We start from the raw sequence: 18,070 nt of genomic DNA, 5'->3' as shown, positions 1-18,070 counted from the left end.
ATTGGCTGGCACTAAATAACTTCCAACTGGTGAATCAGAATTCTTGCTGTAGATATTTATTTGATATCCACTGACATTATTCCAAGTAACTTTACCATTTGCTACATACTGTGTTGTCGTTTTGTCATAAGTTGAACTTAACTGATTTGCCAAATACTCAACTGCTTCATCAGAAGTAGTCAAATTAACTGACTGTTGCGTTTGACTTTGTTGATCTTGTGATGATTGACTATCGTTGCTGTTAGTTGTATTTGAATTTGATGAATTGCTGTTATCAGTCTGACTCTTAGCAGTTTGAGAACCAGTTGTTTCTTGATTACTATCAGCCTTCGAATTAGCAGCACTTTCAGAAGTATCTTTATCGTTATTATTGGCTGATGAATCAGCAGATTTAGTCGATTTCTTGGGAGCTTTCTTTGTAGTACTCTTTTGTGTTTGTTCGGACTTAGCAGCTGATTGTGTCTCAGCTGATTGTTGATTTGCACATCCAGCCAACAAGATTCCAGATAAGATAACCGTATATATAGATAATCTCTTAAACATGTAGAAGTACCTCCTTATACATCTGATATTATATCGGATGTGTCTAAAGTTCCGCAATGTTTCTCATGAAACATTAATAAATCTTAGTAAAATCGATCTTTTCTCCACGACGAATCTTCAAACCGAACTCAATTGACTTATCAACAATGATTCCTTGACCATCAATAACATTATAAGGATGATCTGGAGCTTTTTCTTGAGCAAAGGACAATTCTGTACATCCCAAAACAATCACATCACAGTTGAACTTATCATGCATTGTTTCCAAAATGTGGAAATACTTAGGAGCATTCATCTGACCTTTGATCTTGATATCATCGTAAATCAAACTCTCTACTTCATCTTGAACGGCTTGATCACCGAGACTATATTCAAAACCAGCATCCTTGATTTCATTCTCATAAACGTGATCTGCAATTGTCCCTTTAGTGGCAATCAATCCAATTCTTTTGGCATTTGGATACTTCTTTTTCATCACACTGATAGCCATGTGTGGCATATGGATAATGGGAATATCTGTAGCTGCTTGCAATTCTTTATAGTAATAGTGGGCTGTATTACAGATTATTACCATAAATTCTGGCCTCAATAAGCTTTGTTGTTTAATATCTTCAGTCAGTAGAGGCAAAAAGCTAGGCTTACTGTGATCCAAAATATGTGCTGTTCGATCAGGAACAGTTGCATGATTGACCAGGATATAATCTAAATAATCTTGATCTTTTTTAGTTGGGGTACGTTCATTCAGCAAATGAATATAACTTTCAGTAGCCAAACTACCCATACCACCAATTACTGTAAAGAAATTTTTCATATTTCTAACCCTCAATATCCTTCAAAATTTTCTTAGCAACCACTGGATCACTTGGGTAAGGAACATCGACACCTTTCGTTTTTTGATAAGCATCATTTCCCTTAGCAGCAAGGACAATAATATCATCATTATTACTTGATTCAATCATCGTTCTAATTGCCTTCTCACGATCCAAGATAGTTTTAACTTCGACTTTAGTATGATCAATTTTATCATCAATTTGTTTACAGATATCAGCTGGGTCTTCAAAACCAGGATCATCAGTTGTCAAAATAGCTGAATCAGCTAACTCAGTTAGAACCTTGGCAAAACCAGCACGTCTGGAAACACCTTTATCACCGGGACTTCCGACAACTACCTTAATTTTAGAACTAGGATACTCACGTCTAATAAAGCTCAAAAGTGCATTCATACTAGCATAATTATGAGCATAATCAACGAAGATCGTTCCATGCTCTTTAGTATTAATGTGTTCCATTCTCCCAGGGACAAACGCTGATTTTAAACTTTCAGCAATTAATTCGTTTTTGACACCTATTTTTTTGGCAGCAATAATGGCAGCACCTGCATTTAACTCATTAAAATCACCGACAAGTCCTAACTTGTAAGTATATTCGCTATGTTCTTGCAAGTCTTCAGCCTTGTCGCTTTCAGCAGTAAAGGTAAAAACAGAATCGTTCAAATTCGATTCCTTATTTCGAATACTAAAGTCTGTATCGCCAACTTCACTTTGAGCAAATCTGTAAATATCTTTATCGTCACTAGTTTCTTTAGCTGCTGCATAAACTGTATCGTAATCATTAGTTTGACGATTAATAATATTAACCTTTGAATTAATCATCAATTGTTTCTTACAGTTCAAATAGTCAGCATATGTTGGGTGTTCATTAGGTCCAATATGATCTGGAGTAATATTCAAAAAGCCACCAATATCAAATTTCAATCCGTAAACACGATTTTTCTTATAAGCTTGTGAAGATACTTCCATAACAAGATATTTGAGGCCATTATCAACGCATCTTCTCATATCACGGAACAATTCCATTGACTCTGGAGTAGTCAGATCAGACTTAAATTTATCCTTAGGATCAGGTCCAACGATTCGATCCACTGTTGAAAAGAGACCTACCTGTTTAGGATATGCTCGACTTAAAATGTCATAAAGAAAATACGACGTAGTAGTCTTTCCTTTTGTTCCAGTGAAGGCGACGATAAATAAATCATTCTCGGGATTGCCATAATATTTGGCACTCAACAGTGCTAAAGCTTTAGAAGCATCCTTAACAATTAAACGATCAATATCTTTGCTATATTCCTTTTCAGAAACATAAACTTTGGCTCCATTTTTTATTGCTTGATCTAGGTACTCAGCTTTAAATCTATTGCCTTTACAGAAGAAAATTCCATTTGTTTGGTCTTCTTTAGAATTGTAACTAATATTATTTACTTCGAGATTTTCATCGCTAACTGAACTAGAAACCAGTAAATCATGTTTTTTCAAAATTTCTATCGCACTACTAATTTTTAAACTCATTTTTTACACGCTCCTAAAATAAATGTTTAAAAAATTCTATGATTTGATCCCACCAAGATTTCTGGTTTGTCTTCTTATGTAATACCTTTTTAACATCTGCCTTTTTAAACGGAAGATAACCGTTACCTGTGTTTGCAGCTATTAATTTTACTGTTTGCTTTTTATGAATTGCAGTAAAACCTAGCTCATCACTACTTACTTTATATCTTAGTTCAGTAACATTAAAGTTTTTAGGGAGCCAAGCATAAACTGGCTCATAAGTTTTATATTTTTTATTATCAATTGTTACTGTTTGATCCTTTTGTAAAATTGTTTTACGTTCATAATTTTCTTTCAAATAGTGAACCAAATTCTGCGTACTACGGAATCGTTTATCCTTGTCTTCCTTTTCACCTTGAGCATTCAACACAATCGTTACAATCCGCGTGTTATCCATTGGCAAAGTTCCCACGAACGATTCTCCGGCTGCATCAGTTGTTCCCGTCTTAAGACCATCAAATTCATAACCTTCTTGATAATCACGATTTCCCTTTAAAAGAAGATTCAATGACTTATAGTTTTTAGTTTCATTATCAACGGGAAAACTTAATTCTGCCATTGAAGTTGTCTTGAGAATTTCAGGGTATTGATCGAGAACATGTTTAACAATTACCCCTATATCATTCGCTGATAACTTATTTTCAGAATTTTTAGAACCTAGATACATCCCTGAATCCAAATCAGAGTTATTAAGTCCTGAAACATTATAAAGTTTTGCGCCTCTAATACCCCAATCTCTGACTGTTTGACGCATCAATTTAACAAAGTTAGTTTGACTGCCAGCCACTTTATCGGCCAACATCATAGCTGCAGAATTAGAAGAAACGATCCAGGCTGCACTATAAAGGTCTTTTACACTATAGCTTTTATCAGCATCTAAGCGTACATTGGTTAGTTCATCTTTTTGAGTCATTTCTGCTTGTGCTTGCGTTGGCTGTAATTTATCAGTTTCACTCAACTTACCCTCTTTGATAGCTTTTGTTACCAAATACAGCGTAATAATTTTAGTGATCGAGCCAATAGCTACTTTTTCGTCCGCATTTTCCTTATAAATAACCTGACCTGTCTGTTGATCAAAAATTATTCCAGACTTGGCATTAAGTTCTGGCTGAGACTGATCTGTCGAGTCAGCATTAACAGTTGATGTAAAAATTGGTAACGTCAAGATAACGATTGACATTACCAACATAATTTTTTTAATGAAATTCTTCATTTATTAAACCTCGTAAATTAATCTTAGGACTTAGAAATTGGAAAATGGCTAATAAATGATGTTTTCTCATCGTTTGATGTAACGGCAATAGTTCCCCCATGCAATTGCACCATACTTTGAGCGATAGCCAAGCCTAATCCAGTACCGCCTGTCTTTTTAGAACGTGAATCTTCGACTCGATAAAAACGGTCGAAGACGTGTTTCAAAGAATCTTCCGGAATTGCTTTACCATTATTAGCAACTGTAACGACAACTTCCGTATCTTTTTTTTCGGCTGTTAGCCAAATATGAGTAGCTCCTTTGCCATACTTCAAAGCATTCATAATCAGGTTATTAAAGATTCTTCCTAGCTTCTCAGTATCGCCTTGCATCATGATTTTATCAGGATGTGAATTAACAATAATCTCCATCCCTCGCTTATTAGCCTCTAATTCAAAATCAGCTGATAATTGATCTAACATCTGGGCCATATCAAACTTCGTCATTTTCAAGCGACTAGTTGCATGTTGAACATTTGCAAATTCAAAAAGTGAATTAACTAAGTTTTGCATTTCCAAAGACTTTTTATAAGCAATATGTGTATATTTTAAAATTTGACCTAAATCATTAAAGTTTTTACTTTCGATCAATCCTAAATAACCAATTACCGAAGTCAGTGGCGTACGAATATCATGGCTGACATTACTGATCAATTCATCCTTACTTTTTTCCGACTGCTGTTGTTCTTTAGCATGTCGATTCATATTAGAAATCAACAAATTGAAACTATCAATAATATTCTGTAATCGATGATTAACTTTGACATCCAATTCTTTGTTGAGATTATTGGTTGCTGTTTTATGTAAAACTACCATGACGTGATTCAATTCCATCTGATGATAAGTAGCTGTCACTAATACAATGGTCAAAATCAGATCCAAAATGATAACAATTCCTACTAACGATACTCTGTTAGCAAGCAAATTTTGAAGGTTAACTTGTAAATTAGTCTCTAAATTTTTTTGACCAATACTTGCGATCAATATTACGTTTATTATCTGAAATAAAAGAAAGGTGCCTATTCCTTCAAACAGGAGGACACCTTTTTCTTTCACATTCAGTTTGATTCGTTTACTCAAAATCAAACCTCCACTTTATAGCCAACGCCCCAAACGGTTTCAATAACCTTTTCGCCGTTGGTAGCCTCTTCTAATTTATCTCGCAAATGACTTACGTGTACCATAACTGTTTTCGCAGAAACTACGCTTTCTTGTTTCCATACGCGTTCAAATATTTCATCAGCTGAAAATACACGGTTAGGATGGCTAGCAAGCAAATAGAGCACGCCAAATTCTAATGCCGTCAACTGAACTTTTTGATCTGAGTCTGTAACAACTTCATGTGAATCTTTAAAAATAGTAATAGGTCCAACTTCTAATTTGTCAGGAACGTTCTTAGTTGTTTGCTGTGAACTGCGACGAAGCAGTGATCTGATACGAGCCATGATTTCCAAAGGATTAAATGGCTTAGTAACATAATCGTCGGCACCTGTAATAAGACCTTGTATCTTATCCATATCTGTTGTTTTAGCTGAAACAATAATAATTGGTATTTGTGAATCCTTCCGAACCCGCTTTACTACTTCAATTCCATCAATACCAGGCATCATAATGTCTAATACCATCAACCCTATATCGCTATGAGCAGACAATTGGTCCAATGCTTCTTGACCAGAATTAGCTGTAATAGCTTCGTAACCTTCATTCTTAATATAAATACTAAGTAGCTCTACAATTTCTTTGTCATCATCAACCACTAAGATTTTCATTTAAACAAACCTCTCAAGTGAACATATATTTACAAGACTGCAACTAGTTAGTATTATACAATAAGATGTAAGCAGATTACTAATCAGACAATGAAAGAGACCAGATATGGAATATTTAAGAAAAAGAATGAAGTTTCTCCTGATAATCATCTTCTCAGTTGCCATTATTTTATTCGTTCAATATGAACTAAATAATAATAAAAACCTTGATTTAAAAAGAGTTGGAATTTATATGACAATTCTAAAAATCGCTTGTGGCGGTTATGGACTTTACGGTTTGATTCAATTTTTCCGAGTAAAGTAAAATTATTACTATCTAAAAAATAATATTATACAAAAAATACCTAATGACTAAATATTAAAAAGTCATTAGGTATTTTTGTAGTTACTAATTTTTTAAAAGAATGAACGTTCCTTGATTCCCATTGAACGACGGAAAACAAAACGAATACCATATGCAATAACTGCGGCAATGAAATAACCGATTGCATTAAGTGCAGGATTAATTGATGTTGGTACAACTGTCATAGCAGCTAGGAATACGAACATAAATACTAATCCAACTACTAAGTAGCCAATTGTAATTCCCCAACCTGGACGTTTGTCTTTTGGCTGTTTCATTTGATTGTTGAACCATGTTAACAAGGCACCCCACATTACGGATAAAACAATTAATGTGATAATACCTGTTTGACTATTAGGATCTGTCTTCTTGCTCGTCAAAGCAACAATCCCGTATAACAAACCAAACAAAGCAAAGAATAATAGAGACGTATCGATCCATGAAGCCCAAAATGGCGTTACTTTTGGCTTCTTTACCGGATGAACGATAGTTTGAGCTCTTTGAGTTACTGGTCCATAAAGTTGATTAGCTGGAATACCTTTGATTTGATTATCAACAATTTCAGGAAGAATTTTATCGATGGCTTCTTTAGCCTCGGTCTCCTTGAATCCATCTTCCATCAAATATTTATTCAATTTAAATACATATTCTGCATTCTTATTACTTAATTTTTTGCGCAAATCATTAGCATCGGCACTATAGATTTCACTTTTAACTTCTTCTTTTTTCTCGTTCTTAGCTGAAGCAACTTTTTGTTTTTCAGCAGCTTTTTTATTCTTCTCTCTTAAATCCTCTGACATGTTTGTCCCCCTGGTTAGACATTGAAGCGGAATTCAATAATATCTCCGTCTTGAACTTCGTAATCTTTACCTTCAACGCGTAGTTTTCCGGCTTCCTTAACAGTTTTTTCACTACCTAGTTCATCTAAGTCGCTGAAAGCCATCACTTCGGCACGAATAAATCCACGTTCAAAATCAGAATGAATAATTCCGGCAACTTGTGGTGCCTTCATCCCTTCATGGAATGTCCATGCACGAGTTTCTTTACCACCGGCTGTAAAGAAGGTTCTAAGTCCTAATAACTTATAGCTGGCTCTGATAAGCTTATCTAGTCCGGATTCAGTAACTCCTTCAGCTTCAAGGAATTCTTTTCTTTCATCGTCATCTAACTCGGCAATCTCTTCTTCAGTTTTAGCTGAAACGCCAATAACTTGAGCATTTTCCTTTTTAGCGTAGTCTTCAACAACTTTATAATACTTAGAAGCTTCTGGATCAGCCATATCATCTTCGGCAATGTTAGCCACATACAAAACGGGTTTTGAAGTTAATAAGAACAAACCTTTAACGATCTTTTGTTCCTCTTCATCAAAGTCAATTGATCTGACAGCTCCACCTTTTTCAAGAACTGGTTTGATCTTTTCAAGAACGGCAAATTCAGCTTGAGCTTCTTTATCTTTGGCACTCTTAGCAGCTTTTTCTACACGTGTATAGCGTTTATTGACGCTATCAAGATCAGCAATACTCAATTCCAAATTGATTGTTTCAATATCATCTAAGGGATCAACTTTACCAGTAACACTAGTAATATCATCATCATCAAAAGCACGAACAACATGCACAATGGCATCAACCTGACGAATATTTTCCAAGAACTTGTTACCAAGTCCTTCACCCTTACTAGCACCCTTAACGATACCAGCAATATCAGTAAATTCGAAAGTTGTATGGATTAATTTCTTAGCAGGAATTAATGAATCAATTCTTGATAAGCGGGCATCAGGTACTTCAACCATTCCGACATTAGGATCAATTGTTGCGAAAGGATAGTTGGCCATTTCCGCACCAGCTTTTGTAATAGCATTAAATAAAGTTGACTTACCAACATTTGGTAGTCCGACGATTCCGGCAGTTAGAGCCATTATTTATTCCTCATTTCTTTTAATAAAGTTTGGTGGCATTAATTGAGATTTTTTCAAATAATGTTCTTCATTTTCTGTTTTAACCTGATCAGCTTGAGTTAGAACCTTTTTGAGCTTCTTATTAAATTCAGCTCGTGGAATCATTACGATGTGACCACAGCCTAAACATTTAACTTTGATATCAGCTCCGAGGCGAATAACTTCCCAGCGGTTTTCCCCACAAGCATGAGGTTTTTTCATTGCGATAATATCTCCAAGTTTAAACATATAATTCCTCTAATCTAAATGGATTCCTAATATGTCTAAAATACGATTTAAATCATCCGTATTAGTGAAATCAATTTCCAGTTTTCCATGACCACTACGTGTCTCTTTGACAGCAACGGATGTATCGAATCTTTCGACTAATTTCTCTTCAGTCGCTCTGATATATGGTGACTTTTGGGCAACCTTCTTTTTCTTCTTACTATTGTGCTTCGATTCGGTTGCCAATTGTTCCAATTGACGAACAGTCAAATCTTCATTTACCGCACGTTTAGCTAGCTTATCAATTTGATCTTTATCTTTCAAACTAAGCAAAGTCCGAGCTTGTCCCATTGAAAGATCGCCATTTTGAACTAATTTTTTAGTTGCCTCAGGTAAATTGAGCAGACGTAAATAATTAGCAATATAAGGACGACTTTTTCCTAATCTTTGCGACACTTGTTCTTGAGTTAAGTTCAATTTTGTAATCAGAGTTTGATAAGCATCGGCTTCTTCAAGAGGTGTTAAATCTTCACGTTGAAGGTTTTCCAAAACAGCAATTTCCATCATGCCTGATTCGCTCAATGGACGAACAATCGCTGGAATGGTTGTCTTTTTAGCAATCTTGCTAGCTCTGAAACGTCTTTCACCAGCAATGATTTCAAAACCATTAACGCTTTCACGAACGATTATGGGTTGAAAAACTCCATTTTGTTCAATTGAGCGTGCTAATTCATTCAATGCATGTTCATCAAAGGTTTTTCTTGGTTGATATGGGTTAGGACGAATATCGTCAATTGATAGATCAACTACCGTCTCACTATTTTCATCAATCGCTTCAAACTCAGAGAAAATCGCATCGATTCCTCTACCTAATCCCTTTTTATTTTTGCTTGATGCCATTACGCTTTAACACCTCCTTGGCAAGGTCACGATAAGCCTGGGCCCCTCTTGACTTATCATCGAAGTCAACAATTGGCAATCCATAACTAGGTGCCTCGGCTAATCGTGTATTTCTAGGAACAATTGATTTGTAAACTGAATCGCCAAAATATGATTTAACCTCATCAACAACTTGAGCACCTAAATTAGTTCTTGCATCCAGCATTGTGATTAAAACACCTTCAATTGCTAAGTTAGTATTGAAATGTTTTTGAACCAGACGAATCGTATTCAATAATTGACTCAAACCTTCCAAAGCATAATATTCACTTTGAACTGGAATGATGATTGAATCACTAGCCGTAAAGGCATTTGTTGAAAGTTGTCCCAGTGAAGGTGGACAATCGATCAAGATAATATCATAGTCTGCATCTACTTCTTCAATTCCAGCACGTAAACGAGTTTCACGCGCCATCATAGTGGTTAATTCCATTTCAGCACCAGCCAATTGAATTGTTGCAGGGACGATATCTAAATTTTTATGTTTAGTATGAATAATTGTTTTTTTCAACGGATATTCATTGACTAAAACGTCATAAACATCCTTCTCAACGTTGGCTTTCTTGATACCCAATCCACTAGTTGCGTTACCTTGGGGATCTGTGTCGACTATTAATACTCTTTGACCAAGATCAGTTAAACATGCTCCCAAATTGATGGTTGTCGTAGTTTTTCCGACACCACCTTTTTGATTTGCAACGGATATTTTTCGTGCCATTTTATTCCCCTATCTCTAAAGATTGCTGTAACAATCTCACAAAATATTTATCTATGGTAATCACTTCTTGGCGCTTTTGCCATAACTATATAATCTTATCATTTTTACAATATTAATTAATACTAAGTGATTATTTCACAAGTGGTTTTTTGGCAGGTGTTCCTGGCTTACGTGGATACTTTTTAGGAGTTTTAGCAACTTTGCTAACAAAAATAAAATTACGGATACCAGCATCATTTGGTAATTCAACTGATTCCTGTCGTTTTATTTCTCCTCCCAAAGTTTTGATAGCATAACTGGCTGTCTTCATTTCTTCGGGTGCTTTTTCTGATTTCATAGCCACAAACTGTCCACCAATTTTTACTAATGGCAAACAAAACTCTGTCAAAACATTCATTGCAGCTACAGCACGAGCAGTTACTATATCGAACGATTCACGAAACTGCGAATTTTTACCAACTTCTTCAGCTCGGCCATGAACCAAACTGACATCCGCTAAATTCAACTTTTGAACTAATCCATCCAAAAATTTGATCCGTTTATTCAATGAATCAACAATGGTTACTTTTAATTTTGGATTGATAATTTTAAGAGGCAATGAAGGAAATCCTGCACCTGATCCTACGTCGCATAAAGTTAATTCATCATGCAAAATATTTTCATCAACAAATCCTAAAACAATTGAATCATAAAAATGCTTTAAATAGACTTGTTCTTCCTCAGTTATCGAAGTTAAATTCATAACTTTATTTGTTTCAACTAATTCGTGAAAATAAGTCGCAAACTGTTCTTTTTGAGTTGTAGTTAACTCAATACCTTGTTGGGCCAAGGCTTCATAAAATTCTTCCGGTTTCATTAACATACCTCCACTCGTGAAACATGTGTTTCACACCCTTTTATCCTATATTATTGTGTAACTTAATTCAATGTCGTTTTAAGAGAATAGTCTTTAAATTTTGTTGAGTTTGCAACAAAATAGTTTTATGATATTCATCAATAAAACGTTTCGGTGGAGGCTAAAATGATTGTCGTTAAGAATACTAATGAATTAAGTCCCAAAGAACTTATCGATATTTTAAAAGCACGTGTAGAGGTTTTTGTGGTTGAACAGAATTGTCCTTATCAAGAAGTCGACGCGGACGACTATAATGATTTGCATCTTTGCTTAATTGAAGATAAAAAGCTTAAAGCTTACACCAGAATCATCAATAAAGGCGATCATATTACCTTTGGCCGGGTATTAGTAGTTAAAAACTACCGTCATAACGGCTTAGGAGAAAAAATCGTCGCTGCTACTATTGATGAAATTAAACAGAGATTTCCTAATCAGCCCATTCAGATACAAGCTCAAGCCTATCTTCAAAAATTTTACGAAGGTTTTGGTTTTAAACCAATTTCAAAAGTCTATTTAGAAGACAATATTCCTCATCTTGATATGAGAATGACCTTTTGATTCAAAAAAGGCTATCTTTTGCTAAATCTATAATAGATATCGAATAAAATTTAATTTTTACGCAAAAAAATCCAGTGTGATTATGATCACACTGGATTTTCTCATTAATTGGGAATTATATCCCATTATAGCTTGAAAGCAGTATCTAACTACTTTCTATCGCCCCTGCCAAGGAACTTTATTTTAGCACATTTCTGAGTAACCATCGGGTAAACAATCGCAATGGACCTTTTTAGGTGCTGTTTTTGCTTTTTCATTCAATGTTTTTTGAAGAGTTTCAATATCATTTTGACTAATTTCCATAGAATCAATTAATTCATTCAAAACTGAACCTGATTTATGAGCACAAAAATTAGAAAATAAACTTTTAGCATATTGGTTCATTGTCGTCTGTTCAGGAACAGTAGCTGAATAAATATATCTACCATTTTCTTTTACACGACTTAAAAACTCTTTCTTAGTCAATCTAGTAATTAACGTCTTAATGGTTGAATCAGACCAGTTCTGCTTCTTTTGCATAAGACTGATAATTTCAGAACTAGTTACGCGGCCTAACGTCCAAATAATTCTCATAATTTGCCATTCAGCTGAAGAAATTTCAACTTTTTTCTGTTCTTTTCTTAATACAGTATCCATTAAAAACTTCCTCTCCTGATGACAATATTATATAACATTATTCTGCTATTTTGACATCAGCTTCTCCAGCATAGACTTCAATACAATAATTTTTTTGATGACAGTTGGGACAAACTAGTTTTCTTGCTTTGGGATTATGGTTGCTAAAGAAAGCGGCCCTAAACTTAGGTCTAAACTCATAATTACAATTAGGACAAATATAGTTAACACTATTAAAGTAATATTTCGTAATCCAAATAGCAAAAATAATTGCTAACAGCATAATCAAAATAAATGGTACCCACTGTCCTTTTTTTATTCCCCAAACTAATCCGCCGATTTCGGCAACATCCATCAAAAGTCCAAGGATAACCATCTTCATATGCACTTTTCTTAAGGCTTTTTTATTGCTCATGATTTTATCTATGTCATCAATTGTTCTTAAAGAAACTTGATCTTTGGCAGCTCTGAGCCGTTGTTCCAGCAGTAAATCCAAAACGATCATCGAATTATCGCTAGCCAATATTTCCCCAATGGCTTTTAATGGCAAACCTAGATTTTTTAACATGAGAATCAACTTTAAACGACTGACATCTTCTTCAGTGTAAATTCTTTTACCATTTTCAGATATATGACTAGGCTTTAGAATACCTTTTTTATCATAAAATTGAATTGTTCTAATAGATACATCAAACATCTTAGCTAACTCACCAGTAGTATATTCAGACATAGATTTCACCTCCTTAGAATAAGTTATAGTGTATTACCCTAGGTAATCTGCAAGAAAAGTACTCAAAAACATTTTATAACGGCGCTACAAGTTATAATATATACAATCATTTATAATTATAATATATATATATTGCTATTCAGATTGATATACGTTTTTAAATGTCATAAAATATTCTACAGCACAGTTTTGGATTGGGGGAATCGCATACGAAGTATAGTTTTTTTGTTCAACCACAGATAGATAAAAGCAATAATACGATCTTTGGCTACGAAATTCTTTTACGGAAGGAAAACAACGGTAACTGGCATTTGCCAGCAGATTTTACTGAACTTTCCATTGAAGACCAAGTTCAATTAGTTGAAAAAACAGCTTCAACCATTAAACAACATAACGGGGAAAATAAAACTTTATCCTTCAACTTAAATAATGAACAAACTAGTGATCCATACACTTTAGGGGAAATAATTGCGCTCAAAAAACGTATTAATCCAATTTCACTAACTATTGAATTCACTGAGGCCATGCCTCTGAATTTAGTCAAAGAATTCAGTTTATTGCTTCATCAACATGGTATTTCATTAGTCATCGATGATGTCGGTACTGGTTCCAACACCTTTGACAATATTAAGCATTCATTGCCATACGTGGATAAGATCAAGTTTGCTATGCAAAACCTTCGTATGGAAGGCAAAGCTGAAAACATTCCAGAGGCATTATCCTTCTGGGTCCAACAAGCTAAGAAGTATTGTTTAGATATGGTACTAGAAGGCGTTGAAGATTGTAAAGATCAAATTTTGGCTCAAAAATTTGGTATAGATATTCAACAAGGTTATCTTTACGGAAAACCTCAAATGCCTTAAAAATTTAGTTTCATATAAAATATGAGAGTGTGACTGAACTCAAGTAGTCTCTAAGCATCAACATAAAAAATGCAATATTCGTATTATGAATATTGCATTTTTTATATTGGAAATTTCTATTAATAAAACATCTATATCACATATATTATCTAAGCCAATGAATCCCAAGCAGGTAAAACGATCGGTGTTTGCTCATACCCAGCTAATTCTGCTGTAGTTAAATACTTTTTATTAATAATTACTTCATAGACATAATCCTCGAACCATTTCTCATCCATCGTGAAGTAGCCCTTTTCGCCATTAGCCTGTCCCCAGGAATTTTCAACTTTCCAGCGATTAGGCTCTCCCTGAATCAAATTAACTCCAGTAATTGTCATTGCATGCGACACGGCTGCTTGCTTATAATCTAACCTTTGACCCTTTTCCATTGTAGAATCAATCCCAAATAATTGATCGTACTGATATAGATTCCCAAGTAAGTAACCTTTCTTGCGATCAGACTCTTCAGATACATCGTTGCCGAACCAAATCGTATCGTTTCCTTTGAGTTGTTCGATACTCAATTCCTTCAAACGCTCAATTGGCAAGTTAAGGAATTTATCAATAGCGCCGCCAACTACATTACCAGTTCCTTCAATTGTATAAACTTGATGATATTTTTTACTCTTTTGGGGAGCATTTTCAATAATTGCATAATCATTCAAATCCATTGTAAAGTATCTCTTTAGGAAATCCTTTGGTGTTATACTTTGCTCTTCAATCAACTTACCATTGTCATTTTGCAATGAAAGTTCAAATTTCTGAGGAGGCAATCCAAATGAATAGACACAAAGGCGATAAACTTCCGATAACATTTCTTCAACTCTTTGATCAATTTTTGACTGTGCTACCTTTTCGTTTACCAAAGAACGTAATTCAATTCCATTTTTACGTAACATTTGTCCTAAAACACTATTGAATTCAGTCGTATTTTCTGACGCTGCTGTTTCGGGCATGACGTAATTAGGAACAACGCCATATTTTTCAATCAAATTAGCTGCATAACGCCAATAGCCACCATCGCCATTAGGACTGCTGAATAAAACGTTCACTTTTCGATCTTCAATTGGTAAATCAGCCGTTGCAATTACATTTTGATAAAAATAATTGGCTTTTTCTAAGCGATCATAAAATGATAAATAATTTTGCGATAGTTCAAAATCTTTTAAATTATTTTTTAAAGCAAATTCAGTCCGCAAAGTATTCAAGGCTGCAAACAGCCAGCACCGACCAGAATGTTTCTGATTAGACACTCTTCCTGTCTCAACAGTCACATTGAATGAAGGATTTAAAAGCGTCTTAGCCTCAGGATTTTCTGAAGCTTTATAAATTCCTACTTCAGCCACGGAGTTTTTCAAAACATTATTAGTTGCATCTTGATTTAAGTTCTTGTTAAAATCTGCTAAAATCTTTTTATTGATTTCTTTTGTCAATTCCATCACCTCATTATCTAACTATATTACAATATATAAATAATTGTATTGGAGAAAAACTATGGCTAATCTTATAAAAATTGCTTATTTGTATGAAGATCTAATGAATACTTACGGAGACAGCGGGGATGTTAAAATCCTTAGTTTTCTGCTTAAAGAACAAGGTTATGATACCCAAGTTGATAATATTAGCTTAGATATGAAATTCAATGCCTTCGATTACGACTTTTTATTCTTTGGTGGCGGTCAAGATTTTGAACAATCCGTCGTTGCTACTGACATTCAGAGACACCGTCAAACTATCAAGGACTATATTGAAGCCGATAAACCAATGCTATGCATCTGTGGTGGCTACCAATTTCTTGGTAAATATTACGAAACTAGCGGTGGTCAAACTATTCAATGTCTTGATATTTTACCATTGCACACCATCTTCAAGGCTGACAGTCGAATGATTGGTGATACGGAATACAAAACCGAATGGGGAACTGTAAAAGCCTTCGAAAATCACAGTGGCCGTACGTATTTTGATGATAAGAATATGTTAAAGCCATTTGGTCAAATGATTGAAGGCTATGGCAATAACCCCGATGACAAACAAGAAGGTATGCGTTATAAGAACGTTATAGGGAGCTATTCTCACGGTCCTATTTTAAAGAACGAAAATGTTGCTCGTGCCATTGCTGATAAAATCATTGCATCTCATAAAGAACGCTTAGCTTCAGCAGCCGGGTAATAAAAAATACCAGTGCGGTCCCATTTTATGGTTGCCACACTGGTATTTTTTTATTTTTGAATAGCTGCGACTTGTCTTACCATTGCTAATTCTTCATTAGTTGGTATCAACAAAACTTTAATAGCTGAATCTGGACTGCTGATCAAGCCCTCTTCATTAGCTTCATTAAGCTTAGCATCAAGTTTAACATTAAAAATTCCCAGCTCGTCTATAATCTGCTGACGCAATTCAACGTTATGCTCACCAATACCACCCGCAAAAATCAAAGCATCGGCACCATGTAACTCCGTTAAATAACTTCCAGCATATTTAACAATTCGGTTAATAAAAATTTCAACTGCTAGCTTTGCCTGTGAATTAGTTTCCTCTTGCGCTCTAATTTCACGCATATCTGGAGAAATGCCTGAGATACCTAGCAATCCTGATTTTTGATTCAATAACATCATAATTTCATTAGGATCATCAGTTTTTAACTCTTTCATCAAATATGGAACAAGTGCCGGATCAAGATCTCCTGATCTAGTCCCCATTGTAACTCCGGTCAACGGAGTGAATCCCATTGACGTATCAAAGGCTTTACCATCTTTAACTGCAGCCAAAGATGCCCCACTGCCTAGGTGCATCGTTACTAAGTTCAATTTATCCTTTGGTTCATTTAATAGTTCTGCCGCACGATTAGTCAAGTAACCGTGTGAAATACCATGTTCACCATAACGGCGAATTTGATACTTTTGTGTTAGTTCATAAGGAATACTGTAAATAGCATTTTTTTCAGGTAAATCAGTAAAGAATTGACTGTCAAAAACCGCATATTGTTTTACATTAGGTAACGTCTGCGCCATAGTTTCAATTCCTTTGGCTTCCATCGGATTGTGCAATGGTGCAAAATCACTTAACTCTTTAATTTGCTTTAAAACTTCAGGTGTTACCTCAACTGCTGATTTAAAGATTTGTCCCCCGGCAACTACTCGATGAGCTACCGCTGTTATTTCTGAAAGTTCAGTAATTATTTTCAATTGTTTCAACTCGTCAAAAACCATTTGAACAGCATCTGCTTGATTCAAATTATCAATAGTCTTTTGTAGTTTTTGATGATGATCGTACTTAATTGTAAAAATGGAACCTGGCATACTAATTCTTTCTACTTCGCCACTAGCTAAGACTTTTTCTGCTGGCATTTCAAACAACTGCCACTTTAATGATGAGCTCCCGGCATTAATAATTAATGTTTTTTGCATCAAAATCACTCTCCCATTAATAGGATACCTAATTTTCAGAAAATATGCTTATGTTTCTGCCTAACTGCATCAAATAATTTTAATTATCCAAAAAACGATTAGTTTTTAGAATTGCCGTCGAAATAGCTGGTGCAATAATAATTGCAGCAATCATTTCGGGAACACCATTCGTTCCTACAATTACCAATAATAATTTATTCAATAAATCAGTTTGTGTTGCATAAGCTTGAGCCATGGCGCTTGCATACATAAATCGCATCAACCCTAAAACTAAAATCGTATTAGTCAAAGAACCAATTCCAGAAGCAATTGCCATCCCCAAAACTTTTTTGCTAGTATTTTTTTTGAACCATAAATAAATCCATCCGGCAATCAAACCAACCGCAATCCTTGGTAAAATAGCTACAATAGGATTGGTAAACACAGTTGTATCAATAATTGATGTGGGACTAGTGAATGCACGAATAATAGTTCCTATTCCCCAAACTAAACCAACTATTGCACCATCCTTTGGTCCTAATACAATAGCGGCAACAATTACCGTGATATGAATAATAGTAATATTTATAAATCCAGTCGGAATATATCCTAAAAAGGGTACCATTGACTGTACAAAAATAATTGCAATAAGAATCCCTAATATGGCGGTACGATAGGCTTTACGTCTTTGCAAAACTCTTTACCCCTCTATCCAATTTTCCTTAATTCTAACCGATTTTTTACTAAAGAACAAAAAAATTTATTAAATTATAGGAGTATTAAGGAGGTCATTTTCCGCTCCAGATTAGAGTATTAGTTGATATAGTTAAACAAAATAAAAATACGAGAGCGTAAAATATCTTGTGTAAATGC

At 34.7% G+C, this 18,070-nt stretch carries 20 protein-coding genes and 1 pseudogene; 4 read left to right on the top strand and 17 right to left on the bottom strand.

Annotated elements, in window-relative coordinates:
- The 6 genes and pseudogenes from FD26_RS09185 to FD26_RS09160 all read right to left on the bottom strand — a co-directional run.
- Positions 1–543 (bottom strand): annotated as a pseudogene (locus FD26_RS09185) (hypothetical protein); the annotation flags it as partial.
- Positions 544–616: 73 nt separating this feature from the next.
- Positions 617–1,354 carry an aspartate/glutamate racemase family protein gene (locus FD26_RS09180; protein WP_057868133.1) on the bottom strand — a complete coding sequence of 246 codons (738 nt, stop codon included), beginning with the start codon at positions 1,352–1,354 and terminating at the stop codon, positions 617–619.
- 4 nt (positions 1,355–1,358) lie between these two features.
- A complete protein-coding gene (locus tag FD26_RS09175) occupies positions 1,359–2,888 on the bottom strand; it encodes a UDP-N-acetylmuramoyl-L-alanyl-D-glutamate--2,6-diaminopimelate ligase (RefSeq protein ID WP_057868132.1) in 1,530 nt (509 codons plus the stop codon).
- A gap of 13 nt (positions 2,889–2,901) precedes the next feature.
- Positions 2,902–4,140, bottom strand: a complete 1,239-nt coding sequence (locus tag FD26_RS09170) for a D-alanyl-D-alanine carboxypeptidase family protein (RefSeq protein ID WP_057868131.1) — start codon at positions 4,138–4,140, stop codon at positions 2,902–2,904.
- A gap of 23 nt (positions 4,141–4,163) precedes the next feature.
- On the bottom strand, positions 4,164–5,258 hold the full coding sequence (locus tag FD26_RS09165) for a sensor histidine kinase (protein ID WP_057868130.1): 1,095 nt from the start codon (positions 5,256–5,258) through the stop codon (positions 4,164–4,166).
- A gap of 2 nt (positions 5,259–5,260) precedes the next feature.
- A complete protein-coding gene (locus FD26_RS09160; RefSeq protein WP_057868129.1) occupies positions 5,261–5,947 on the bottom strand; it encodes a response regulator transcription factor in 687 nt (228 codons plus the stop codon).
- Between the two features lie 106 nt (positions 5,948–6,053).
- On the opposite strand from FD26_RS09160, the gene FD26_RS09155 reads away from it, so the two are divergent.
- A complete protein-coding gene (locus FD26_RS09155; RefSeq protein ID WP_057868128.1) occupies positions 6,054–6,251 on the top strand; it encodes a hypothetical protein in 198 nt (65 codons plus the stop codon).
- Positions 6,252–6,343: 92 nt separating this feature from the next.
- Here FD26_RS09155 and FD26_RS09150 read toward each other — a convergent pair whose 3' ends face one another.
- From FD26_RS09150 to rsmG, 6 genes are all read right to left on the bottom strand, one after another.
- Entirely contained in the window at positions 6,344–7,090 is a 747-nt protein-coding gene (locus FD26_RS09150) for a DUF1129 family protein (protein ID WP_057868127.1), read from the bottom strand.
- A 14-nt stretch (positions 7,091–7,104) separates the two neighbouring features.
- The gene (ychF, locus tag FD26_RS09145; protein ID WP_057868126.1) at positions 7,105–8,208 is read right to left on the bottom strand and encodes a redox-regulated ATPase YchF; all 1,104 of its coding nucleotides are present in this window, start codon (positions 8,206–8,208) and stop codon (positions 7,105–7,107) included.
- Between the two features lie 3 nt (positions 8,209–8,211).
- The gene (locus FD26_RS09140; protein WP_057868125.1) at positions 8,212–8,475 is read right to left on the bottom strand and encodes a DUF951 domain-containing protein; all 264 of its coding nucleotides are present in this window, start codon (positions 8,473–8,475) and stop codon (positions 8,212–8,214) included.
- Positions 8,476–8,484: 9 nt separating this feature from the next.
- On the bottom strand, positions 8,485–9,354 hold the full coding sequence (locus tag FD26_RS09135) for a ParB/RepB/Spo0J family partition protein (protein ID WP_057868124.1): 870 nt from the start codon (positions 9,352–9,354) through the stop codon (positions 8,485–8,487).
- On the bottom strand, positions 9,335–10,111 hold the full coding sequence (locus FD26_RS09130) for a ParA family protein (RefSeq protein ID WP_057868123.1): 777 nt from the start codon (positions 10,109–10,111) through the stop codon (positions 9,335–9,337). The genes FD26_RS09135 and FD26_RS09130 overlap by 20 nt, the downstream gene beginning before the upstream one ends.
- 130 nt (positions 10,112–10,241) lie before the next feature.
- Complete coding sequence (gene rsmG / locus FD26_RS09125; protein WP_057868122.1) at positions 10,242–10,967, bottom strand: 16S rRNA (guanine(527)-N(7))-methyltransferase RsmG; 726 nt, start codon at positions 10,965–10,967, stop codon at positions 10,242–10,244.
- Positions 10,968–11,132: 165 nt separating this feature from the next.
- On the opposite strand from rsmG, the gene FD26_RS09120 reads away from it, so the two are divergent.
- On the top strand, positions 11,133–11,564 hold the full coding sequence (locus tag FD26_RS09120) for a GNAT family N-acetyltransferase (protein WP_057868121.1): 432 nt from the start codon (positions 11,133–11,135) through the stop codon (positions 11,562–11,564).
- 183 nt (positions 11,565–11,747) lie between these two features.
- Here FD26_RS09120 and FD26_RS09115 read toward each other — a convergent pair whose 3' ends face one another.
- A complete protein-coding gene (locus FD26_RS09115; protein ID WP_057868120.1) occupies positions 11,748–12,200 on the bottom strand; it encodes a CopY/TcrY family copper transport repressor in 453 nt (150 codons plus the stop codon).
- Between the two features lie 37 nt (positions 12,201–12,237).
- Positions 12,238–12,909 (bottom strand): MerR family transcriptional regulator, encoded by a 672-nt coding sequence (locus FD26_RS09110; RefSeq protein ID WP_057868119.1) that lies wholly within the window; start codon positions 12,907–12,909, stop codon positions 12,238–12,240.
- A 194-nt stretch (positions 12,910–13,103) separates the two neighbouring features.
- On the opposite strand from FD26_RS09110, the gene FD26_RS09105 reads away from it, so the two are divergent.
- A complete protein-coding gene (locus FD26_RS09105; protein ID WP_082596276.1) occupies positions 13,104–13,772 on the top strand; it encodes an EAL domain-containing protein in 669 nt (222 codons plus the stop codon).
- 149 nt (positions 13,773–13,921) lie between these two features.
- On the opposite strand, the gene FD26_RS09100 is transcribed toward FD26_RS09105, so the two are convergent.
- On the bottom strand, positions 13,922–15,250 hold the full coding sequence (locus FD26_RS09100; RefSeq protein ID WP_075887203.1) for a C1 family peptidase: 1,329 nt from the start codon (positions 15,248–15,250) through the stop codon (positions 13,922–13,924).
- A gap of 55 nt (positions 15,251–15,305) precedes the next feature.
- Here FD26_RS09100 and FD26_RS09095 point away from each other — a divergent pair, with 55 nt between their 5' ends.
- Entirely contained in the window at positions 15,306–15,980 is a 675-nt protein-coding gene (locus FD26_RS09095; RefSeq protein WP_057868118.1) for a type 1 glutamine amidotransferase, read from the top strand.
- A 50-nt stretch (positions 15,981–16,030) separates the two neighbouring features.
- On the opposite strand, the gene FD26_RS09090 is transcribed toward FD26_RS09095, so the two are convergent.
- Positions 16,031–17,218 (bottom strand): acetate/propionate family kinase, encoded by a 1,188-nt coding sequence (locus tag FD26_RS09090; RefSeq protein ID WP_057868117.1) that lies wholly within the window; start codon positions 17,216–17,218, stop codon positions 16,031–16,033.
- Between the two features lie 79 nt (positions 17,219–17,297).
- Positions 17,298–17,891: an ECF transporter S component gene (locus FD26_RS09085; RefSeq protein WP_057868116.1), complete on the bottom strand. Its 594-nt coding sequence runs from the start codon at positions 17,889–17,891 to the stop codon at positions 17,298–17,300.
- Positions 17,892–18,070: the final 179 nt, after the last annotated feature.

It is taken from the genome of Companilactobacillus crustorum JCM 15951, from assembly GCF_001434585.1.
Lineage (GTDB): Bacteria > Bacillota > Bacilli > Lactobacillales > Lactobacillaceae > Companilactobacillus > Companilactobacillus crustorum.
The sequence above is the reverse complement of the archived record's forward strand: the minus strand, read 5'-3'. Positions and strand labels throughout refer to the sequence as shown.